This is a genomic window from Bacillus mycoides (genome assembly GCF_001757995.1).
GTDB lineage: Bacteria > Bacillota > Bacilli > Bacillales > Bacillaceae_G > Bacillus_A > Bacillus_A mycoides_B.
Genome location: NZ_LXLV01000066.1, coordinates 67,128 through 89,388 on the forward strand (window position 1 = coordinate 67,128; position 22,261 = coordinate 89,388).

The 22,261-nt window shown below is 37.1% G+C and carries 20 protein-coding genes; 5 read left to right on the plus strand and 15 right to left on the minus strand.

The features are described from left to right. From icd to BWGOE10_RS22920, 3 genes are all read right to left on the minus strand, one after another. A complete protein-coding gene (gene icd, locus BWGOE10_RS22910; protein WP_070145082.1) occupies positions 1 to 1,293 on the minus strand; it encodes an NADP-dependent isocitrate dehydrogenase in 1,293 nt (430 codons plus the stop codon). A gap of 160 nt (positions 1,294 to 1,453) precedes the next feature. Further along, the gene (gene citZ / locus BWGOE10_RS22915) at positions 1,454 to 2,602 is read right to left on the minus strand and encodes a citrate synthase (RefSeq protein WP_081338200.1); all 1,149 of its coding nucleotides are present in this window, start codon (positions 2,600 to 2,602) and stop codon (positions 1,454 to 1,456) included. Between the two features lie 386 nt (positions 2,603 to 2,988). Beyond that, complete coding sequence (locus BWGOE10_RS22920; RefSeq protein WP_070145084.1) at positions 2,989 to 3,450, minus strand: DUF441 domain-containing protein; 462 nt, start codon at positions 3,448 to 3,450, stop codon at positions 2,989 to 2,991. Between the two features lie 432 nt (positions 3,451 to 3,882). Here BWGOE10_RS22920 and ytvI point away from each other — a divergent pair, with 432 nt between their 5' ends. Further along, positions 3,883 to 5,001: a sporulation integral membrane protein YtvI gene (gene ytvI, locus BWGOE10_RS22925; RefSeq protein ID WP_070145085.1), complete on the plus strand. Its 1,119-nt coding sequence runs from the start codon at positions 3,883 to 3,885 to the stop codon at positions 4,999 to 5,001. Positions 5,002 to 5,646: 645 nt separating this feature from the next. Here ytvI and BWGOE10_RS22930 read toward each other — a convergent pair. The 8 genes from BWGOE10_RS22930 to dnaE form a co-directional block, all read right to left on the minus strand. Next, complete coding sequence (locus BWGOE10_RS22930; protein WP_070145086.1) at positions 5,647 to 6,036, minus strand: FxsA family protein; 390 nt, start codon at positions 6,034 to 6,036, stop codon at positions 5,647 to 5,649. A gap of 195 nt (positions 6,037 to 6,231) precedes the next feature. Continuing rightward, positions 6,232 to 7,989, minus strand: coding sequence for a pyruvate kinase (pyk, locus tag BWGOE10_RS22935; RefSeq protein WP_070145087.1), 1,758 nt, complete (start codon positions 7,987 to 7,989; stop codon positions 6,232 to 6,234). 53 nt (positions 7,990 to 8,042) lie between these two features. Beyond that, positions 8,043 to 9,002, minus strand: a complete 960-nt coding sequence (pfkA, locus tag BWGOE10_RS22940) for a 6-phosphofructokinase (RefSeq protein ID WP_002034288.1) — start codon at positions 9,000 to 9,002, stop codon at positions 8,043 to 8,045. Positions 9,003 to 9,130: 128 nt separating this feature from the next. Beyond that, positions 9,131 to 10,105: an acetyl-CoA carboxylase carboxyl transferase subunit alpha gene (accA, locus tag BWGOE10_RS22945; RefSeq protein ID WP_070145088.1), complete on the minus strand. Its 975-nt coding sequence runs from the start codon at positions 10,103 to 10,105 to the stop codon at positions 9,131 to 9,133. Next, a complete protein-coding gene (gene accD / locus BWGOE10_RS22950; RefSeq protein WP_002173724.1) occupies positions 10,093 to 10,962 on the minus strand; it encodes an acetyl-CoA carboxylase, carboxyltransferase subunit beta in 870 nt (289 codons plus the stop codon). The genes accA and accD overlap by 13 nt, the downstream gene beginning before the upstream one ends. 185 nt (positions 10,963 to 11,147) lie before the next feature. Then, positions 11,148 to 11,792 (minus strand): FadR/GntR family transcriptional regulator, encoded by a 645-nt coding sequence (locus BWGOE10_RS22955; protein ID WP_070145089.1) that lies wholly within the window; start codon positions 11,790 to 11,792, stop codon positions 11,148 to 11,150. 14 nt (positions 11,793 to 11,806) lie between these two features. Continuing rightward, the gene (locus BWGOE10_RS22960) at positions 11,807 to 13,015 is read right to left on the minus strand and encodes an NADP-dependent malic enzyme (RefSeq protein ID WP_165763976.1); all 1,209 of its coding nucleotides are present in this window, start codon (positions 13,013 to 13,015) and stop codon (positions 11,807 to 11,809) included. Between the two features lie 133 nt (positions 13,016 to 13,148). Then, positions 13,149 to 16,481, minus strand: a complete 3,333-nt coding sequence (gene dnaE, locus BWGOE10_RS22965; protein ID WP_070145090.1) for a DNA polymerase III subunit alpha — start codon at positions 16,479 to 16,481, stop codon at positions 13,149 to 13,151. Positions 16,482 to 16,523: 42 nt separating this feature from the next. On the opposite strand from dnaE, the gene BWGOE10_RS22970 reads away from it, so the two are divergent. Together BWGOE10_RS22970 and ytrI are read left to right on the plus strand one after the other, a co-directional pair. After that, entirely contained in the window at positions 16,524 to 16,937 is a 414-nt protein-coding gene (locus BWGOE10_RS22970; RefSeq protein ID WP_081338201.1) for a YtrH family sporulation protein, read from the plus strand. Beyond that, positions 16,934 to 17,437, plus strand: a complete 504-nt coding sequence (gene ytrI, locus BWGOE10_RS22975) for a sporulation membrane protein YtrI (protein ID WP_070145091.1) — start codon at positions 16,934 to 16,936, stop codon at positions 17,435 to 17,437. Before BWGOE10_RS22970 ends, ytrI begins: the two co-directional genes overlap by 4 nt. Before the next feature lie 66 nt (positions 17,438 to 17,503). On the opposite strand, the gene BWGOE10_RS22980 is transcribed toward ytrI, so the two are convergent. Then, positions 17,504 to 18,436 carry a DHH family phosphoesterase gene (locus BWGOE10_RS22980; protein ID WP_070145092.1) on the minus strand — a complete coding sequence of 311 codons (933 nt, stop codon included), beginning with the start codon at positions 18,434 to 18,436 and terminating at the stop codon, positions 17,504 to 17,506. A gap of 315 nt (positions 18,437 to 18,751) precedes the next feature. Here BWGOE10_RS22980 and BWGOE10_RS22985 point away from each other — a divergent pair, with 315 nt between their 5' ends. Next, positions 18,752 to 19,057: a YtpI family protein gene (locus BWGOE10_RS22985; protein ID WP_070145093.1), complete on the plus strand. Its 306-nt coding sequence runs from the start codon at positions 18,752 to 18,754 to the stop codon at positions 19,055 to 19,057. Positions 19,058 to 19,065: 8 nt separating this feature from the next. On the opposite strand, the gene BWGOE10_RS22990 is transcribed toward BWGOE10_RS22985, so the two are convergent. Beyond that, the gene (locus tag BWGOE10_RS22990) at positions 19,066 to 19,329 is read right to left on the minus strand and encodes a DUF3949 domain-containing protein (protein ID WP_070145094.1); all 264 of its coding nucleotides are present in this window, start codon (positions 19,327 to 19,329) and stop codon (positions 19,066 to 19,068) included. A gap of 381 nt (positions 19,330 to 19,710) precedes the next feature. Further along, positions 19,711 to 21,024, minus strand: a complete 1,314-nt coding sequence (locus BWGOE10_RS22995) for a DRTGG domain-containing protein (protein WP_000201581.1) — start codon at positions 21,022 to 21,024, stop codon at positions 19,711 to 19,713. A 244-nt stretch (positions 21,025 to 21,268) separates the two neighbouring features. Between BWGOE10_RS22995 and BWGOE10_RS32990 the strand changes: the two genes are divergently transcribed. Continuing rightward, positions 21,269 to 21,430: a hypothetical protein gene (locus BWGOE10_RS32990; RefSeq protein ID WP_098786620.1), complete on the plus strand. Its 162-nt coding sequence runs from the start codon at positions 21,269 to 21,271 to the stop codon at positions 21,428 to 21,430. Between the two features lie 40 nt (positions 21,431 to 21,470). On the opposite strand, the gene BWGOE10_RS23000 is transcribed toward BWGOE10_RS32990, so the two are convergent. Beyond that, positions 21,471 to 22,154 (minus strand): metal-dependent hydrolase, encoded by a 684-nt coding sequence (locus BWGOE10_RS23000; protein ID WP_070145144.1) that lies wholly within the window; start codon positions 22,152 to 22,154, stop codon positions 21,471 to 21,473. Positions 22,155 to 22,261 lie beyond the last annotated feature (107 nt).

A 22,261-nucleotide genomic window follows, 5' to 3' on the forward strand; every position in this document is an offset into this window, starting at 1 on the left:
TTATGCGTTTTTGATTATCGCTACATCCATGTTTTTAATAAGCTCATTAGCAAATTCAGAACATTTCACTTCTGTTGCGCCTTCCATTAGACGAGCGAAGTCGTATGTTACTACTTTTGATGCAATTGTTTTTTCAACTGAATCAGTTACTAATTTCGCAGCTTCATTCCATCCTAAATGTTCTAGTAATAATACACCAGAAAGAAGAACAGAAGATGGATTTACTTTATCTAAACCTGCATATTTTGGAGCTGTACCGTGTGTAGCTTCAAAGATAGCATGTCCAGTAACGTAGTTAATGTTTGCACCAGGTGCAATACCAATTCCACCTACTTGTGCAGCAAGTGCATCAGAGATGTAATCTCCATTTAAGTTCATTGTTGCAACAACATCGAACTCACGTGGACGAGTTAAAATTTGTTGTAAGAAGATGTCTGCAATAGAATCTTTTACGATGATTTTTCCAGCAGATTCTGCTTCTGCCATCGCTTTATTCGCTGCATCTTTGCCATCTTTTTCAACAATGCGATCATATTCAGCCCAAGTAAATACTTTATCGCCAAATTCTTGTTCAGCTACTTCATAGCCCCAGTTTTTGAAAGCACCTTCTGTAAATTTCATAATGTTTCCTTTATGAACTAATGTAACAGAAGAACGTTTTTCGTTAATTGCATATTGAATTGCAGCGCGAACAAGACGCTTTGTTCCTTCCTCTGAAATTGGTTTAATACCAATCCCTGATGTTTCTGGGAAACGAATTTTATTAACGCCCATTGCTTCTTTTAAGAATGCAAGAACTTTTTCCGCTTCTGGAGAACCTTGTGCATATTCAATACCAGCGTAAATGTCTTCTGTATTTTCACGGAAAATAACCATATCAGTATCTTCCGGACGTTTTACAGGTGAAGGAACACCTTCAAAGTAACGAACTGGACGTAGACATACATATAAATCTAATTCTTGACGAAGCGCAACGTTTAGAGAACGAATACCACCGCCAACTGGAGTTGTAAGTGGACCTTTAATTGCGATTAAATATTCACGAATTAAATTTAAAGTCTCTTCTGGTAACCACTCGCCTGTTTGGTTGAATGCTTTTTCCCCTGCAAGCACTTCTTTCCAAACGATTTTCTTCTCACCATCATATGCTTTCTCAACTGCTGCTTCTATTACGCGAGATGCTGCAGCCCAAATATCAGGACCAATTCCATCTCCTTCGATAAATGGAATAATCGGATTGTTTGGTACATTCATAACACCATTAGTTACAGTAATTTTTTCACCTGTTGTCAATGTGATAACCCCCATGTTTGAAATTTCATATGTATGAAACTGAGGGAGTAACCCCTCAGTTCAAACCGTTAGTCAAATTAAAATATTCTAATCATTATATCTTTCCGAAAAAATCAGACTTTTGAAAGCGTATTTTCACTATCAAAATAGTGTTTTTCACTTATCGTTGTGCGATTGGAACATATACTTGATGCGTAGGTCCATTATAATCAGCACGCGGACGGATTAAACGGTTGTTTTCATATTGTTCTAGAATATGAGCTAACCAGCCTGACATACGGCTAATCGCAAAGATAGGTGTAAATAAGTCATGGTCAACTCCTAAACAATGGTATACAGAAGCTGAATAAAAATCAACATTTGGTGGAAGACCTTTTTCTTTTGTTACAATGTCTTCAATTTTGATAGACATATTATACCATTTGTCTTCTCCTAAAAGCACGCATAATCTCTTAGACATTTCGCGTAAGTGTTTCGCGCGTGGATCACCATGCTCATATACACGATGACCAAATCCCATAATTTTCACTTTATTGTGAAGAGCATTATGAATATATGATTCTACATTTTCTTCTTCACCAATCTCAGTTAACATCTTCATTACATTTTCATTTGCCCCGCCGTGAAGAGGACCTTTTAATGCACCGATTGCTGCTGTAATACCAGAATACACATCTGAAAGTGTAGCTACGCAAACACGTGCAGTAAATGTAGAAGCGTTTAACTCGTGATCTGCATGAAGTACAAGCGCCTTATCAAAAGCCTCAATTTCAACTTCATTTGGCTCACGATCATTTAACATGTACAAGAAGTTTGCAGCTAATGATAGATCTTTTCTTGGCTCAACAACATCTAAACCTTTACGAATTCTTGCATAAGCCGCAATTAAAGTTCCGACTTGAGCCTGTAATTTAACCGCTTTCAAATAATTAGACTTTCCATCCATTATTTCAGCGCTCTCATCATATAATGATAGCATGGAAATCGCAGTTCGTAAAACCGACATCGGGTGCGCGATTTTTAAATCTACTTGTTTCAAATATGTTAAAATCTCACCTGGTACTTTATAGTATTCAGATACAGTTTCACTAAATTCCGCTAGTTCTTTTTCGTTAGGAAGCTTGCGGTGCCATAATAAGTACACTACTTCTTCGAACGTAGCATTCTCAGCTAAATCATCAATATTATACCCAACATAAGTTAATGTATCATCAATAATAGAGCTCACAGATGATGTTGTTGCTACTACCCCTTCTAAACCTCGAATAACAGTCATGACATTCTCTCCTTTTCCTGAAAATTCTCCCAACCTTGCTCCTTATATCTATTTGCTCCCCTTATAAATTATGAACGCTCGTTCACTCTTTAGGCAAGCAAAATGCACGTTCATGCAAATTTATTGCGATGTTCCCCTCTTATTGTCCATTGCTTACATGGAAAGCATGAGCGTGAATGTCTCCCCGAATCCTCACGCTCAGAACAACAAGTTAGTGAGGAAAATGAATTCCGAAGAGTTTATGATAAAAACAACATAAAACAATATCGTTATAAAATTGTTTTATGTTGTTTTTATTTTATCTGGTGTAAAGTCTCTGCTGTTATGTAACTTTTCAAAGTTTCTAATCCTATTATAAACAATTATCTGACTTTTGTGAACAGAAAGAATTCAAAAATTTTATATTACTATAAAATTCCTTATTTAAACATTTGTATAATACTCATAACTGCATAGGCAATTCCAGCCCCAATTAATGGACCTACAGCGACTCCATTAAATAAAGCTACAGCTATAATTGTCCCAAAAACAAGTGCAGTTGTAATATGAGGATCCGTCGTTAATAATTGCACCCCACCTTTCGCCAACAAAGCAACCGCCACTCCTGAGGCTAAAGCGATCCATGCATAGTATGATTTCGCCGCTTCTCCGAGTTGTTTAAACCCTATTTCCCCCGTCGCAATTGGGACGAGCACCGCAATGGTAATAACCGTCACACCAAGGTTAATTCCTTTCGTTTGTAAATAAGGAAAAACTTTATCGCCTAAAAACGTAAACTTCAATAAAAATAAAACTCCAACAGCTACAGTAAGCGATTGATTTTTAGCAATTATTCCTATAATAAGTAGTATGAATAAAAATAACGTTGACTGACTAATCATGATTGCACTTCCTTTCTGAAAATAATGAACTCGCTTCCAAACAAAAAATACCTTTAAACCTATCGTTATACATGCTATATCGAATTATATTTGTTAATTATAATAAAGAAACGAATTGATTTTTATATACATTTCAAAATTACAAACAAGACTTTAACCAGAAAAAAACAAAGCATGTATATACATTTAAAAGCGGATGTCTCTCCTTTCTTTTCTAATAAGAAACAGGTAAAATAAAAAGAAGAGAAAATGAAGTTTTTACCATATAGTAGAAGCATCAACACCAAGCTTTTACAGTCACTCATGTACTGAAAAAGCAGGAAAAATCCATCATTCCACTATAACATAAAGTGAAACTTTGATCAGTGAATCTCACTCGTTATAAGTTGAACGAATTAGGATAATCCAAATTGGAATGGGAGGTATACATCTTTGAACCGAAACTTACTATATATGATATTACGACTCATATTTGTCATTGTAGCAACGGTAGTTGGGTTCTATGCATTGCTGTACATGTCAGGCCTTATCTACCCTTTTATTATCGCTTTTGCATTTGCTTATTTGATTAATCCTGTCGTCAATTTCCTTAATCAAAAACTACAATTCCCTCGCGCATTAGCGGTACTCGTTAGCTTAATTCTCGTATTCGGAGCTATCGTCGGACTTGTTACATACCTTGTAACTGAAGCAATATCTGCCACAACATACTTACTACAAATTGTTACAGTGAAGTTTCCAGATATCGTTGCATTCGCCCAACAATTTGCACTTAATCATATTATGCCTCTCTATGATGATTTAATCTCTAAATTTAATCATCTTGGAGAACCACAGCGATACACTATTACACAAAACATTCAAAACTTAGGCACCGAAGCAACGACACAAATGAAAGAACTTTTAACCACCATTATAAGTGGATTAACAAATTTCATTAGTGCATTACCAACAACTTTAACTGTCCTTGTATTCGTCTTATTAGCCACCTTCTTCATTAGTTACGATTGGCATCGTCTTGCTCATAAAGTAAGAAAACTTCTACCTAATCGTGTACATGGATACGGAAAAACTATTTTTGTCGATTTAAGAAAAGCTTTGTTTGGTTTTGTTAAAGCGCAACTTACACTCGTATCTATGACAACTATCATTGTACTAATTGGCCTTTTAATATTACGCGTGCCATACGCCATTACTATCGCGATTATTACAGGGGTTGTAGATTTACTCCCGTATTTAGGAACTGGAGCTGTCTTCGTTCCTTGGGTTATATACGTATTTTTCACAGGCGATACTGCATTCGCCATCGGTCTCCTCATCCTATACATCGTCGTGATTGTCCAAAGACAAATTATGGAGCCAAAAGTACTTTCCTCTAATATCGGTCTTGATCCATTAGCAACACTGGTTGCTCTATTTGTCGGCTTTAAGCTTTTTGGCTTTTTAGGATTAATCATCGGTCCAGTCATCTTAGTACTACTTAATACATTGCACAAAGCTCGTGTATTCCATGATTTGTGGAAATATATTAAAGGCTCACCTTCAAAATAATAGTTTCTAATTCATATACAACAAAAAACTTACATGTAATCAGTGGGAATTTCCCACTGATTATTCCTTGTACTTATTTTTCACACTCATTACATACAACAAGAGAATTGCCCAGAAAAAGGATAATTCTCTTGTTTTTTTGCATAAAAAACGCATATTTCGAGGTGTTTTTACATATTTATTCTGTTTTTTCTATAATTATTACTTACATTTATTACCTTTTATGTAAATGAATAAATATACAAAATAACATAAAATGAGACTTAAACTAATAATTTTCCTGCTCTTATCTAACTTTTCCATACCAATTGATTCTTTTTTATATACAAAAACAAGCTTGAGCTCATAAGGTTTTTCCTACACCACACTCATTAAGAGCTAATATCCCTCAAACCACATACCCAATCGAGAAATACACAACGAATACAATAAAGCAAAACTTTAATCCACGAGGGTTTTGTCCACCACTGATTATTAACCTTCACCAACCAGACTTTTATGGGCAGTCCGATTTCCACCTAACTCCTTCGCACTCGCCGAAATTTAAGGCAGAATAAAGTAAAACTTTAATTAACAGAGCTTTTTCCATCCTCCTCATCCTTTTACGGGAAAAAAAATAGTACTTAGATCGCTATAATCTAAGCACTATTTCTGCACAATAATAGTAGAGTTCTTTCTAAACTTCCATTCCATCCACTTCATAACAAACGGCTTCAACAAAGCCCTCGTCATAGGTATAACAAAGATAAAACCTATTATATCCGTTACATATCCAGGAAGTACCAAAAGAATACCTCCTACAAAGATAAAAATACCATCCAGTACTGCTCCTCCTGGCATTTCTCCTCTATTCAACTTAGATTGAATCTCTCCAAGTACTTTAAATCCTTGCCTTTTCGCCAAATACACACCTACAACACCCGTAAATACAATCATAGCGAACGTAGACCATAAACCTATTACATGACTCGATCCAATTAAGACTGTAATTTCAATCGCCGGTATTAAAATAAACAAGAATAGCAACCACTTCATAGTTCTACACTCCTCTCACGCATCACTTTAAACGCCCTCAGAGCGCCCATATACATCACACAAAAACTAAATACCCTTCCCTATTAAACCTCGTAACAAACAGCTTTTAAAAGCAATTCCAGGCGTTTCAAGATGATTCTGCCTCGTTTTTGTGTAAAAAAAAGAGAAGGACTCCGATCCTTCTCTCCGTATTACTTATAGCACTTCCGCATGTCCATTATAAACAATTCCGCGTGCTGCATCAACTGTTACTTCTTGGCCACTTTTTAAAGTTGCTGTTACGCCGTTTACACCAACGATAACAGGAATACCGATTGATACACCTACAACAGCAGCATGGCTTGTTAGACCGCCTTCTTCTACAACTAGAGCAGCAGCTTTTTCAATTGCAGGAATCATATCTTTATCAGTGCTTGTTGTAACAAGGATATCACCTTTGTTTACGTTCGCTACAGCTTCAGCAGCTGTTTTCGCTACAACTACTTTACCTTTTGCAGCTTTACGACCGATTCCTTGCCCTTTAGCAACTTCTTCACCAACAACGTGGATTTTCATTAAGTTTGTTGTACCAGTTTCAGCAACTGGAACACCAGCAGTGATTACTACAGTATCTCCAAGTCCGATTAGACCCGCATCCATACCTGTTTGAATTGCTGTATCTAACATTTCGTCAGTAGACGCTGCACGTTTTCCAGCCATAAACGCTTGTACACCCCAAACAAGTGCAAGACGACGTCCTACTTGCTCGTCAGATGTTACAGCTACGATTGGAGATTTTGGACGGTATTTAGAGATCATTTTCGCAGTATGTCCACTTTCTGTTGGAGCTACGATTGCAGCTACATCAAGAGCAAGTGCTGTATGCGCAACAGATTGGCTAATTGCATCTGTAATTGTTGGAGTGAACTCTTTAATACGTTTTTTGAACATATCTTCATATTGTAATGATTTTTCAACACGCACCGCAATGTTAGCCATCATTGTTACAGCTTCTACAGGGTATTGACCCGCAGCAGTTTCACCTGAAAGCATGATTGCATCTGTTCCATCGAAGATTGCGTTTGCTACGTCACTTGCTTCCGCACGAGTTGGACGTGGGTTACGTTGCATAGAATCTAACATTTGTGTTGCAGTAATAACTGGTTTGCCTAATACGTTACATTTTTTGATTAGACGTTTTTGTACTAATGGTACTTCTTCTGGTGGAATTTCTACACCCATATCACCACGAGCAACCATTAAACCGTCAGAAACTTCTAAGATTGAATCGATGTTGTCGATACCTTCTTGGTTTTCGATTTTTGGTACGATTTGGATGTATTGAGCGTTATGCCCTTCTAATAATTCACGAATTTCTAATACGTCAGATGCTTTACGTACGAAAGATGCTGCTATGAAATCAACTTTTTGCTCGATACCGAAAACGATATCTTGTACGTCTTTTTCAGTGATACCAGGAAGCTTAATACTTACGTTTGGTACGTTAACACCTTTTTTATTTTTTACAGTTCCGCTGTTTAATACTTTTGTACGGATGTTTCCGTCAGCTTTCTCGATTACTTCTAGTTCGATAAGACCGTCATCGATTAGAATACGAGAACCTGGATCAACATCATCATAAAGACCAGCATAAGATACAGAGAACTTCTCTGCAGTTCCTAATACTTGTTCAGTAGAAAGAATTACTTCTGCACCTGTTACAAGCTCAGCTTGTCCGTCTACGAAGTCATGTGTACGGATTTCTGGACCTTTTGTATCAAGTAAGATACCAACTGTTTTACCAGTTTTCTTTGAAGCTTCACGAATATTTTTAATACGAGCTCCATGCTCTTCATGGCTACCATGAGAGAAGTTTAAACGAGCAACGTTCATACCCGCTTCCATTAATTGCTCTAATTTCTCAATACTTTCACTAGCAGGACCTATAGTACATACAATTTTAGTTTTACGCATATTGCACCTCCGAAAATTATGAAACCGTTCCCAAATACAAGGCATTAAGCCGATTAGATAGATAATTCTTTAGATAATTGATACATATCTTTATCGATTGTATGCTTTTGAGCTAACGCTTCGATAATGTCATGATCAACAAGTTTATTATTTTGAATACCAACACAACGTCCGCCATTACCAGCAATTAACAATTCAACTGCTCTTGCGCCAAGACGACTAGCTAACACACGGTCTTGTGCACTTGGTGATCCACCACGTTGTACGTGACCTAATACAGTTACACGAGTATCAAAGCTTGTTGCTTCTTCAATGTGCTTACCGATGTCAATTGCACTTCCAACACCTTCAGCTACAACGATAATACTGTGCTTTTTGCCACGTTCACTACCGCGTTTCAGACGAGCGATAACATCTTCCATGTCATACTTTTCTTCTGGAATTAAGATAGTTTCTGCACCATCAGCTAAACCAGCCCATAATGCGATATCTCCAGCATGACGTCCCATTACTTCAATAACATATGTACGTTCATGAGATGTAGCTGTATCACGGATTTTATCAATTGCATCAATAACAGTATTTAAAGCTGTATCGAAACCAATTGTGAAGTCTGTTCCAGGGATATCATTGTCGATTGTACCTGGTACACCTACACATGGGAATCCTTGCTCAGTTAATTTTTTTGCGCCTTGGTAAGAACCATCTCCACCAATAACAACAAGTCCTTCAATACCATGTTTCTTTAATTGCTCGATTCCTTTTAGTCGTACTTCTGGGTCTTTAAACTCAGGACATCTTGCTGTATATAATTTTGTACCACCACGGTGGATAATATCGCCAACAGAACCAAGTTCTAATTTTTCAATATGACCAGAAATTAAACCAGCGTATCCATGGTAAATACCATATACTTCAATATCATGGAAAATCGCTTTACGAACAACTGCACGAATGGCAGCATTCATACCAGGTGAATCTCCACCACTTGTTAATACACCAATACGTTTCATTTGTACTCACCTCATAAAGATTATTTGCCTTATAATAAAATAACACGAAAAAATATAAAAACACAATGGAGAAGATGTGTCTTTTCATAATAAAAACGTGCATTCGCGAAGAGGAACGCACGCTTTTCTTATTTTATCCCAATGGAAGCGTTTGAAAACGAAACTTGCCCAATTTTCATATATTTTTCATAACGTTTTTCGATTAATTCATCTTTCGAAATTCTGCTTAATTGTTCAAAAGTTTTCTTAAGCATTAAATCTATATTTTCTGATTGTTTCAAAACATTACGATGCGCTCCGCCTTTTGCCTCTGGAATAATTTCGTCAATTACACCTAATTCTTTCAAATCTAATGCTGTAATTTTCATCGCTTCTGCAGCTTCTTTTGCTTTACCAGCATCTTTCCAAAGAATCGCCGCCGCACCCTCTGGTGTAATAACAGAATAAGTGGAATTTTCCAGCATATGAATGTAATCTCCTACTCCAAGACCTAATGCACCACCGCTACCACCTTCACCGATAACGATACAAATAACAGGTACAGTTAAACCCGCCATTTCAAATAAATTACGGGCAATTGCCTCACTTTGTCCACGTTCTTCAGCTGCTTTACCAGGATAAGCTCCCTTCGTATCAATGAAACAAATAATTGGACGATTGAACTTCTCCGCTTGTTTCATTAGACGCAGTGCTTTTCGATATCCTTCTGGATGAGGCATCCCAAAATTACGACGAATATTTTCTTTCGTATCTTTTCCGCGTTGATGCCCAATTACAGTTACAGGCATCCCCTTATATTTCGCAATGCCGCCGACAATCGCTGCATCGTCGCCAAATAGGCGATCTCCATGACATTCAAAAAAATTAGTAAATAAGTGCTCAATATAATCGAGCGTTGTCGGTCGTTCTGCATGACGAGCAATTTGAACACGGTCCCATACTTTCATATTGCCGTATATATCTTCCTCTAGTTTTTCTAGCTTGTCTTCCAAAATACGAATCTCCTCACTGAAGTCCATCTGGCTGTTTTTCGTATAGTCTTTCAGTTCACGAATCTTATTTCTTAGCTCAACAACTGGTTTCTCAAATTCTAGCTCTGCCATACAGCCATTTCCCCTCCTTGATGAACTTCTAAAATCTTACGGAGTGATTCTCTCATATCATCACGATGCACCACCGCATCTAATTGACCGTGCTCTAGTAAAAATTCTGCCGTTTGGAAATCTTCCGGCAGTTTCTCACGCACTGTTTGTTCAATTACGCGTCTACCAGCAAATCCGATAAGTGCACCTGGCTCTGCAAGATTGTAATCACCAAGTGAAGCGAAACTCGCTGAAACCCCGCCCGTCGTTGGGTGAGTCATAACAGAAATAAATAGCCCTCCTGCATTACTATGCTTTTTCAAAGCTACGCTTGTTTTTGCCATTTGCATTAAACTTAATATCCCTTCTTGCATACGAGCACCACCCGACGCAGTAAAGATAATAAATGGAACTTGTAAGTCGTATGCCTTTTCAACCGCACGGGCAATTTTCTCTCCTACAACAGAGCCCATGCTGCCCATTCGAAAACGAGAATCCATTACTGCAACAACAACAAGCATGTCATCAATTGTTCCTTCACCAGTTACAACCGCTTCATTCAATTCAGTCTTCTTACGATCGTTTTCTAGTTTCTCTTCATATCCCGGAAACTCAAGTGGATTTAGTGAAACCATCTCTTTGTCATACTCACGAAATGAACCTTCGTCCAATATACTATCAAGGCGTTCCCATGCATTCATCGGATGATGATATCCACAATTCACGCATACTTTTAAATTTTTAAGAAGCTCTTTCGTATACATGATTTTTTTACATTTCGGACATTTTGTCATAACGCCATCTGGTACATCTTTTCGTACTTGTTCTGAAGGTATTGCAGCGTACTTTTTCTTTTTCACGAATAAATCTCTTAGCACAATTTGACCCCCTTCGTTGAGAGCTAAGGTTAGCGTAAGAAGAAAATGGGGCTAACACCAATGTTTGATGTTAGCCTTATCTTCTCAATCTGTCTAATAACCTCTCTCTTTACGTTTAACTTTAACCGCAATGCGGTAGAATGTTTGTCATAACGTGTCATGGTCATTTCGACAAATTTTATACATTACGAGTGAAACTGTATATTCTCTACTAATTCATCGTAAATTTTTAACGCATCATTTTCTTGTTTCACTTCCAAAGTAGCATAAAGCTTTCTATACATTTCGATAGAATCTCCTGAAACTTCACAAGAAAGAGTTGCAACATAATCATTTACGATCATCCAAATGCGATATAGTAAATAATTATCGAATTGTTCAATAAGTGTTTTAAAGAACGTTTGATGAAGCATTGGAATTGAACTTTCATTTTCTTCAAGCACTTGGTGTAATTTACTTAGTACTTTAGAAAACGTTTCTTTCGGTAAATTACATACAATTCGAATCATATCTTTCTCAAGCAATCGTTTTGTTTGTAATAAATCACGAATTGTTTTCTCATCTTGCAGCAAGAACGGAGCAATTAATTGTACAAGACCGTTATCGTAAAAGTTTCGAATAAACGTCCCCTCACCACGTCTCGTTTCAATTAATCCTACCAGTTCTAACGCACGTAATGCTTCTCTTACAGAGGAACGTCCAACATTTAAGCGTGAACTTAACTCACGCTCAGATGGCAAACGATCCCCTGCTACTAAACAATCCTCTTCCATAATGGAACGGATTTTTTTTACAATTTCGAGATATACTTTTGTATTTGATGATGTCAATGGAAATTCCTCGCTTATTCTTTACCAATCAGCGCTAATTGTTTTGTTTTCTCAGCGACTTCATTTGGATCTACTTGACGGCGAGCTACTCCTGTCTCCATTGCTGCTTTCGCAACGTAAGCCGCTACTTGAGGCGCTACACGCGCGTCAAATGGCGCTGGAATGATATGGTCTGCATTCAACTCATCCTCTGATACAAGCTCTGCAATGGCTTGTACAGCTGCCATCTTCATTTCTTCATTAATTTGTGTCGCATGTACATCAAGTGCACCGCGGAAAATACCTGGGAACGCTAGTACATTATTTACTTGGTTCGGGAAGTCAGAACGACCTGTTCCAACAACAGCTGCGCCCGCTGCTTTTGCCAATTCTGGCATAATTTCTGGAACCGGATTCGCCATTGCAAAAATAATTGCATCGTCATTCATTGTACGAACCATCTCTTCAGTTAATGCACCTGCTGCAGATACACCAATGAATACGTCCGCACCTTGTAAAACGTCAGCTAAAGAACCTTCTATACGATTCTTATTTGTATATTTTGCAACTTCATCTTTCACCGGATTCATACCGACAGGACGACCTTCATAGATTGCACCTTTACGGTCACACATAATAACGTCACGTACACCATAGCGATATAAAAGTTTAATGATTGCAATACCTGCTGCACCTGCACCATTTGCGACAACTTTAATGTCAGACATTTTCTTTCCAACTAACTTCAGCGCGTTCACAAGGCCTGCTACTGTTACGATAGCTGTTCCGTGTTGATCATCATGGAATATTGGAATGTTTGTCTCTTTTTTCAAACGTTCTTCAATAACGAAGCAGTTTGGTGCTGCGATATCTTCTAAGTTTACACCGCCAAAAGTTGGCTCCATTAATTTTACAGTTTCAACAATTTTATCTACATCGTTTGTATTTAAGGCAATCGGGAATGCATCTACACCAGCAAAGCTCTTGAATAATACAGCTTTACCTTCCATTACTGGAAGAGATGCTTCAGGTCCAATGTTACCAAGACCAAGTACAGCCGTTCCATCTGTCACAACTGCTACCATATTTCCCTTCATTGTATATTCATATACCTTACTTTTATCGTCATAAATTTCTTTACAAGGCTCTGCAACCCCTGGAGAATATGCAAGACTTAAATCTTTTGCATTTTCTACTTTTACTTTTGATACAGTTTCTAATTTTCCTTGATGCACTTTATGCATGTGAAGTGCTTCTTCACGAAGTGTTGACAAACTATCCACTCTCCTCAAATTATTCTTGCTGATATCAATTTCTCCAAGTGGTCTGACCACGAACACTACTACTATAATAATCGAAGTGTAGGGAAATTGTCCATTATATTTTCACAACGACATTTTCGTCACCGACAATTTCACGAAGTGCTCCTAGACATTCTTCACTTGGATGAATCGATAAACTTCGAGATAATTGTACCATTTTATGTTCCTTTTCATAATAAATTAGTACTTTCGCAAAACCTGAATAATCAAACAATGTTTTCGTAACTTGATTTACAAGCTTTTTTTCATATTGAGACAGCAATTTCACGTAAACAGATGCTTCTTTCATTTCTTCATAAACATCCATTTCTTCTAGCGGATATAGTCCATTCACGATCCATTGCAACTTATGATTTCTTTGCTCGATCGTACCATCAACTAAAACAATTGCACCTTCTTGTAACCTGTCCGAAAAATGTATATACGTTTCTGGAAAAATAACGGCTTCCATTTCATCATTTTGATCACAGAATGTAATAAACGCCATCTTTTGCAACTTTTTCGTACGAATAACTTTCACACTTGTTATATATACGATCGCTCTTTGTACTTTTTTCTTATGTCGCATCGCCTGAGCAAGAGATGGGATTTCTAATTCTTTTCCTAACTCCGCATACTGCGCCGTTGGATAGCTAGATAAATAAAAACCGAGTGCTTCCTTCTCTTTATTTAACTGTTCAATAAAGGATAGCTCTTCTCCTTGTACGTATTTTGATTTCGGAACAGCATCCCCTAAATCAAAATCACGTGCAAGATTTGCATACTCCAACGCTCCTTTAAGACTTTTCCATAACGTCGTCCTCGAAACTCCAAAATCGTCAAAACACCCAGACCAGACAAACGCTTCTAAATTTCGCTCTGTTACAAATTTTGATGGCATACGAAGACAAAACTCAAATAAATCTTCGAACATTTTTTTCTCTCGTTCTTCGAGTAATGCCGTCACGGTAGCCATTCCGATATTCCGAATCGAAAGTAAACTATATCGAATCGCATTCCCTTCTATTTGGAAGTTGTAACCACTTCTCTGAAGAGACGGCGGTAAAACATGAAAACCTTTCCGCTTCGTTTCTCGTACATACTGCACAATCTTATCTTCATTTCCAATTGCACTTGATAATAACGCAGTCATAAATTCCAGCGTATAATTTGCTTTTAAATATGCAAGCTGATATCCGATCATACTGTAAGCTACAGCGTGACTTCGGTTAAAACCGTAATTCGCAAATCTTACAATTAAATCGTAAATTTGTTCTGAAGATGTCTCGTCGTATCCGTTTTCCAAACAACCTTGAACAAAATGCTTACGTTCTTGATCTAAAATATCACGATTTTTTTTACTCACTGCACGGCGCAGCAAATCCGCTTCTCCAAGCGAAAATCCAGCTAACTTCGATGCGATTTGCATAATTTGTTCTTGGTATACAATTACGCCGTATGTTCTTTCTAAAATCGGCTTTAAATCCGGATGTAAATATTCAATTCGTCTTTTCCCATGCTTCGATTCAATAAAGGTTGGAATTTGTTCCATCGGTCCTGGTCTGTATAGCGAGTTAACAGCGACTATGTCTTCAAATTCATTCGGTTTTAACCCACGAAGTACATTTCGCATACCACCTGATTCAAGCTGGAATACACCTGTTGTATCCCCTCTTCCTAACAATTGAAACGTCTTTTCATCTTGCAAAGGTAAATTTCTTATATCAATTTGTTTCCCAGTTTTTTCAACAATAAACTTTATAATATTTTCAAGTAACGTTAAATTACGTAAGCCTAAAAAGTCCATCTTGAGCAACCCAAGTTCTTCTAATGCATCAGCTGGATATTGCGTAACATAAACATCGTTATGCCCTTCTTGAATTGCTACACTTCCCGTTAACGGTTCTTGGCTCATAATCACGCCAGCTGCATGAATAGACGTATGACGCGGTAATCCCTCTACACGTTTTGCAATTTCAAACACACGCTCATGTAACAGATTCCCTTGTATAAACTCACGGAGCGATTGCGATTCCTCATATGCATCTTTTAACGTTATACCAAGCTTTGATGGGATAAGTTTTGAAAATATGTCAATATCTCTTGGCGGGAGCCCCATTACACGAGCAATGTCTCTAATTGCGGCTTTCGCTGCAAGAGTTCCGAACGTTACAATTTGAGCAACACGAAGCTGACCATATTTATCTTTCACATATCGAATCATCTCATCACGTCTTATATCTGGAAAATCAATATCAATATCTGGAAGTGTCACACGCTCAGGGTTTAAAAACCTTTCAAATAATAATTCATATTCAATCGGATCAATATCTGTAATTTCCAATACGTAAGAAACGAGTGAACCAGCTGCCGATCCACGGCCTGGCCCAGTTAAAATATGATTTTCATGTGCATATTTCATAAAGTCCCATACGATGAGGAAATAATCGCTAAATCCCATACGAGAAATAACATTTAATTCATGATCCAAACGTCTTATATGCGCTTCTTTCGGTACGCCATATCGTTTTTGCAAGCCCTCTTCACAAACACGGCGCAAGTACATATCACTCGTCTCGTTAGATGGAACAGGAAACTTCGGTAGTTGATTTACATGGAAAGGAATTTCTACTTGGCAACGTTCCGCGATTGTTATTGTATTTTGAACCGCTTCCTCAGCATGAGAAAATAGTGCTTCCATTTCATCTGATGACTTTAAATAATACTGATCCGTTTTCATTCTCGGTCTATCTGGATCAGTCATTTTCGTTCCGCCTTCAACAGATAATAAACATTCATGAACAAGTGCGTCACTTTGATTAATATAGCGAACATCATTTGTTGCAACGACTGGAACGTTTACCTTATTAATAAATTCAGGCAGTTTTTCTTGTAAAAGCAGTTCATCTTGAATCGCATGATGCTGCAAACTTATATAAAAATTGCTGAACATATTTTGATACGTATGAGCTACTTCTTCAGCCTGACTCTCTTTGTCTTCTAATAATAGCTGTTCAATCTCTCCGTCTTTCCCTGGTGAAATTGCAATTAATCCTTTCGCATAATGAGCAAGCCACTTCTTCGGAATACCTTCTTTTGACTTCGTCATAATGCTGCTAGAAATCTTTAATAAATTTTGATAGCCTATTTCATTCTCAGCAAGTAAGACGAGTGGATAAGACCTTTCTTCTTCTTCACTAAAAATAGAAGCTGTTAAGCCGATAATAGGCTGTATACCATTTTTCTTGCATGCTTTATAAAACGGAATAACTCCATACATAACATTTTCATCTGTAATAGCCAGCGATGAAAATCCAAGCTCTTTCGCCCGAATGACAAGCTCATCAATTTTACAAGCACTTTTTAACAAACTAAAAACGGTTTGACATTGTAAATGCACAAACTTCACTGTTGTACCCTCTCTTTACCTATGTGACTACTTTTATTATAGGTGATGGGGAAAGCGGAAATCAAAACATACTTCTCATACTTTGTCCATATATATGAAGAAGAAAGGGGAATGACGATGGATGTAAGAGAACATACTTTTTTCTCTCTGCTTATTATTAGTTATTTTATTGCCTTTGGAGTTATACTTGGTGGTTCATTAATTGGCGGATTTGGTGCATTTCTCATCGGAAAACCAGCTCTAACTTATATTAATCAATTCGCCCAAAATTTAAGAATTTGGGCACTCGTTGCAGCAATTGGCGGAACGTTCGATACCTTTTATAGCTTTGAAAGAAGCTTCTTTGGCGGAGATATGAAAGATATCGTAAAACAAATTCTCCTTATTTTTTTTGCAACTGGCGGTATGCAAACTGGTCTTATTATTATTAAATGGCTTACACAGGAACATGTATGAGAGTACCCAGTGCCAATACAGCCAAAAGGTGGTATTTAGTTTTAGCTGGCGCTGCTGTTGGAGGAGTGTTGAGCTGGTTTATTTTTTTGTACATATACGGTGTTTTTCAAGAAGAACAAGCTAGTAAAATAGCAGAACAAAAAGAAATCATCGAAAAACAAGAAGCAAAACTCCACGTCCTTCTCGAAGACCAAGAGAAATTGAACACAGAAAATAAACGGCTCTTAACAATTCAAGAAATCAAAATAAAAATTATAAATCGAAAAAAATATGATTTAGACAATCTTACACTTGAAAACATGACCACTTCTATCCATAATGATCTCCAGCATCTTTTAACGAAAAACATTCAAAGCATCGCAAAAAATAAAGACCTGCTCAAAAAAGTCATCGAAAATAAAACGTACAAACATTACGATCGTATATACCGCTTTAAAGTAGACACAGTCTCTTTTGATACCGTACTTGAAATTAGTATTGATATAGAGAAAGAAAAATAACAAAACGCAACGAAAAGAAGGAGGGCTTCTATGCCTCTCCTTCTTTTCATTGCAACATATAATCGCTTATCTACACAGCTCACGTAAATCAGCAAACAGGCGATCCGCTTCTTCCCAAGAAGATGCTTTTGCACCAGAAGCCATCGGATGTCCTCCGCCATTATATTGCATTGCTAATTTATTAATAACTGGTCCTTTTGAACGAAGACGAACACGAATAACATCGTCTTCTTCTAAAAATAGAACCCATGCCTTTAATCCATCAATATTACCAAGCGCTCCAACAACAGCAGATGCTTCGGTAGAAAGTACATCAAACTCTTCTAGTACCTCTTTCGTTAATTTAATGTACGCTGCGCCTTCTTCTACCATTGTAAAGTTTTGTAAAATATAACCATTTAAACGAGCGATCTTTTCTTTTGTCTTATACATTTCATTGTATAGATCCGTAAATTTAACATCCATTTCAACAAGCTCACTTACGTAACGAAGTGTTTTCGCTGTTGTATTCGGGAATAAGAAACGACCTGTATCTCCAACAATACCCGCTAAAATAAGGCGAGCTGCTTCCTTTGAAATCGTTAACCCTTTATCTTTTCCATAACTGTAAAACTCATAAATCATTTCACTTGTAGAACTAGCTGCCGTATCCACCCACGTAATATCTCCGTACGGGTCTTCATTCGGATGATGATCAATTTTAATTAACATCTTTCCTTTTGCATAACGCTGATCACAAACACGCTCTTGATTTGCTGTATCACAAACAATAACAAGTGCATCTTCATATACACTATCTTCAATATCATCCATTACTCGTAAAAATGATAAAGAAGGCTCGTTGTACCCAACCATATAAATATTTTTCTCTGGAAACGATTCTTGCAGAATTGTACCAAGTCCGCACTGAGAACCTAACGCATCTGGATCCGGACGTACATGACGATGAATAATAATTGTATCAAACTCTTTAATTGCTCCTAAAATTTGCTCATGCATATGTATAATCTCCTTTTTATTCAACTTCTTCATTTTATTCCGCATTAACGTGTAGTAAGACTCCCGCCTCAAAAGTATTAAAAACAATGGGGCAAAATTAAGTGGGAGCCCAGATGCACGTAAAAGCCTGATTGGTGAGGGCTAATAATTAGTACGTGGGATCTCCCCATACTAATTAAAGTTTCACTTTATCCCCCATTATAACGGAAAACATTTCATACATGCGAACAATTGCTTTATAATAAAAATTAGAAAGTTTAGATTTTTCTTTTTTCTAAATTGTTATTTTTATACCAATCGATGGGAGCGTGTATTATGCCAGTATTCGTCTTTTGTATTATCATCTCATTTGTGTTGTACCTCTTCTACAAAACAAAATTCTTGCGTACAAACCGTCCAATGGAGAAAGGTTGGCTCTCAGGAAAATCCGCAATGGCACTCGGCTTATTCGTCCTATTCTTTGGGATAAACCAATTCTTTTTAGAACTTTCAACTGCGCGCATTATCGTTGGTGTTTTGTTTATTTTACTTGGCAGTGCGAGTACATTTAATGGATTCCGTCAATATAAACACTTTCTACCATTAGCAGTCAAAGAAGCCGAATCTTATAAAACAACGTAAAAAAAGCATCAATATTGTGATGCTTTTTTACGTCCCTTAACTTTCAAAATCATATATGCAACAAACGCAGATGGTATATTAAAGAGATTACCTTGCACGTGAAAATGTAATTGCTCTTCTTCAAAAGACATCTGTTTGTATAGTTCTTGCTGAGATAATCCTGTTCGTTTCTTTTTTTCATTTAATCCTTGTAAGTATAAGTATTGAATTGGTATCATCACAAGGAAATAAAAGAGCGCGATACCACCAAAAAAGAGTAATTCTGATGACATATTGCATCCCCCTTCCGACATCCATTATATTACAATCTAATTATATCATAGTATGCAATCTAAATGAATTAATATTCTGTTTTTTCTAATTATACAATTATCTCTCCTTAAATATATCCTGCTACTCCTTTGCTTTCCCGCTAAAACTCTTCCACATCTTTAGCAACAGCTTCAAAACCCAATAAAGCGAAACTTTAATCAGTGGGGGGTTTGTCCATCCCCCACTGATTATTAGCCTTCACCAATCCCGCATTAACGGGCAGTTATCTCCCACCTAACTTCCTCGCATTCGCCGAATTTTGAGGTGGGAGTCTTACTGCCCGTTAATGCGGGATAAAACAAAAAAAGATGGAACAAACCAAAGCGATTTGTTCCATCTTTTTATTTATCGATCAATTGCACCATAAGCAACGCTTTCCCAACGACATTACCTTCATGATGCACTTCTACATCAACCTTACCAAATTTACGGCCAATTTCTAATACTTTCGGATGAACCGATACAACATTATCAATTTGAACCGGTTTTACAAAATAAATTGTTAAGTTCTCAACAATTGAATCGCTCTTCTTCTGCGCACGAATGACGCGGTTTGTTGCTTCTGTCACAATTGTTGTGAATACACCGTAAGATAACGTCCCGATTGAATTCGTCATTTGTGGTGTCACTGAAAATTGATATAAATGCTCATTTTTTGCTTCTTTCGGCGTCATAAATTGATTCGTTACAATGTCATCAATCGTTTCACCAACTTGTGGTTGACGCTGAATCATCTGCAAGGCCTGAAGTACATCTTGACGACTAATGATACCTTGCAATTTATTTCCATCCTCCACAACAGGAAGTAATTCAATACCTTCCCACACCATCATACGTGCTGCAGCTGCGACAGACATTTTTCCATTTACCGTAATAGGGTGTTTCGTCATCACTTTATCAATCGGTGTATCTTTCGCAACACCAATCATATCTTTCGAAGTTACGATACCTAACACCTTTTTATTTTCATCCACAATTGGATAGCGTCCATGCATCGTCTCTTCATTGTACTCATGCCATTTCTGCACTATGTCACTAGGCTTTAAATATAGTGTTTCTTCAATTGGTGTTAAAATATCTTCAACTAGTACAATTTCTTTCTTAATAAGTTGATCATAAATTGCACGGTTAATTAACGTTGCGACCGTAAATGTATCATAACTACTCGAAATAATTGGCAATTTCAATTCATCTGCTAACTTTTTCACATGCTCTTCTGTATCAAATCCACCTGTAATTAATACAGCAGCCCCTGTTTCTAATGCTAATTGATGTGCGTTCGTACGGTTACCGATAATAAGTAAGTTACCCGCTTCTGTATAGCGCATCATCGCTTCTAATTTCATAGCCCCAATAACGAATTTATTTAACGTTTTATGTAGTCCTTCTCTGCCCCCAAGTACCTGGCCATCAACAATGTTAACGACTTCTGCATATGTCAGTTTTTCGATATTCTCTTTCTTCTTTTGCTCAATTCGAATTGTTCCGACACGTTCAATTGTACTAACATACCCTTTATTTTCTGCATCTTTAATTGCACGGTAAGCTGTCCCTTCACTTACACTTAAATCTTTCGCAATTTGCCGCACAGAAATTTTATGCCCTACTGGCAGGCTATTAATATGTTCTAAAATTTGATTATGCTTGGTAGCCAAATGGTTTCACCATACTTTCTTTTCCCTAAATTCTTCATGTGTTGTATTTTCAGTATACTATATTTTCAAAACTGTTACACTCTCTCTTTGTATACCTGTACTATTTTTTTTATAACAAAATAACCCTTACATTCCACCAGTCATTCCATTACAACAATGTAATGCTGTTGTCATCTCGTTCGATAGTTTGTCCACTCGATTCCATATACAATTAAGACAAGAAATGAAACAAAGGAGCGAATAAATGATGAAAAAATTTTTAGGAGTTGTAGGTGCTGTATTTTTAGCTTTCGTAGATGGAAAAAAAGTTGCAATGGAGTTGAATGAAACACCCGAACAGCCACTTCCAAAAAGAAAAGAATCACCAAAACAAGTGCAAACTTTAAAAACTGTACTACACACATAAAAAACCCTTCACTTGTCGTTTCAAATGAAGGGTTTCTCTTTTATAGTGTAATACTTTCTCCAGCTTCTAATACTTTCCCTGTACAATTTTGTAGCTTTTCTACAAATTGATATGGATCTTGTTCAATAACTGGGAACGTATTGTAGTGCATCGGTACAACCGTTTTCGCACCAATCCATTTTGCAGCTAAAACAGCATCTTCTGGCCCCATTGTGAAATTATCACCAATTGGTAAAAATGCTACATCAATATTATTAAGTTCTCCAATTAACTTCATATCAGAGAACAGTGCAGTATCTCCCGCATGATATACCGTTTTCTCCTCTGCCATAAACAAAATACCAGCTGGCATACCTGTATATGTAATCGTCTTATTTTCTTCATCAATATAACTAGAGCCGTGGAATGCTTGAGTAAATTTCACTTTTCCGAAGTCAAATTCATGTGAACCACCAATATGCATTGGATGTGTATTTACACCTTGCCATCCTAAAAATGTCGCTAGTTCAAACGGCGCTATAACAACTGCATTATTTTTCTTCGCAAGCTCTACTGTATCTCCAACATGATCACCATGTCCATGAGATAAAAGAATTGCGTCCACATTTACATCTCCAGCTTTTAAATCTGTTGTCGGATTCCCTGTTAAAAATGGGTCAATTAAAATAACTTTTCCATTCGTTTCAATCTTTACAACTGAATGCCCGTGATACGATACTTTCATCATTACATTCCTCCCCTATTCACATTCTCACTTTTTATTCTACATGATTTCTCAATTCCCTGTCTTTTCTAACATCTATTTACTTGTCATAACGCTTTCCTCCGATG

Excerpts from the sequence above, each read along its gene's own strand:
- BWGOE10_RS22920 (WP_070145084.1), bottom strand. The coding sequence starts at position 3,450 with ATGATTAGTCAGTCAACGTTATTTTTATTCATACTACTTATTATAGGA.
- BWGOE10_RS22930 (WP_070145086.1), bottom strand. The coding sequence starts at position 6,036 with ATGAAGTGGTTGCTATTCTTGTTTATTTTAATACCGGCGATTGAAATT.
- pyk (WP_070145087.1), bottom strand. The coding sequence starts at position 7,989 with ATGCGTAAAACTAAAATTGTATGTACTATAGGTCCTGCTAGTGAAAGT.
- pfkA (WP_002034288.1), bottom strand. The coding sequence starts at position 9,002 with ATGAAACGTATTGGTGTATTAACAAGTGGTGGAGATTCACCTGGTATG.
- accA (WP_070145088.1), bottom strand. The coding sequence starts at position 10,105 with ATGGCAGAGCTAGAATTTGAGAAACCAGTTGTTGAGCTAAGAAATAAG.
- BWGOE10_RS22960 (WP_165763976.1), bottom strand. The coding sequence starts at position 13,015 with ATGCATAAAGTGCATCAAGGAAAATTAGAAACTGTATCAAAAGTAAAA.
- ytrI (WP_070145091.1), top strand. The coding sequence starts at position 16,934 with ATGAGAGTACCCAGTGCCAATACAGCCAAAAGGTGGTATTTAGTTTTA.
- BWGOE10_RS22980 (WP_070145092.1), bottom strand. The coding sequence starts at position 18,436 with ATGCATGAGCAAATTTTAGGAGCAATTAAAGAGTTTGATACAATTATT.
- BWGOE10_RS22985 (WP_070145093.1), top strand. The coding sequence starts at position 18,752 with ATGCCAGTATTCGTCTTTTGTATTATCATCTCATTTGTGTTGTACCTC.
- BWGOE10_RS22990 (WP_070145094.1), bottom strand. The coding sequence starts at position 19,329 with ATGTCATCAGAATTACTCTTTTTTGGTGGTATCGCGCTCTTTTATTTC.
- BWGOE10_RS32990 (WP_098786620.1), top strand. The coding sequence starts at position 21,269 with ATGATGAAAAAATTTTTAGGAGTTGTAGGTGCTGTATTTTTAGCTTTC.
- BWGOE10_RS23000 (WP_070145144.1), bottom strand. The coding sequence starts at position 22,154 with ATGAAAGTATCGTATCACGGGCATTCAGTTGTAAAGATTGAAACGAAT.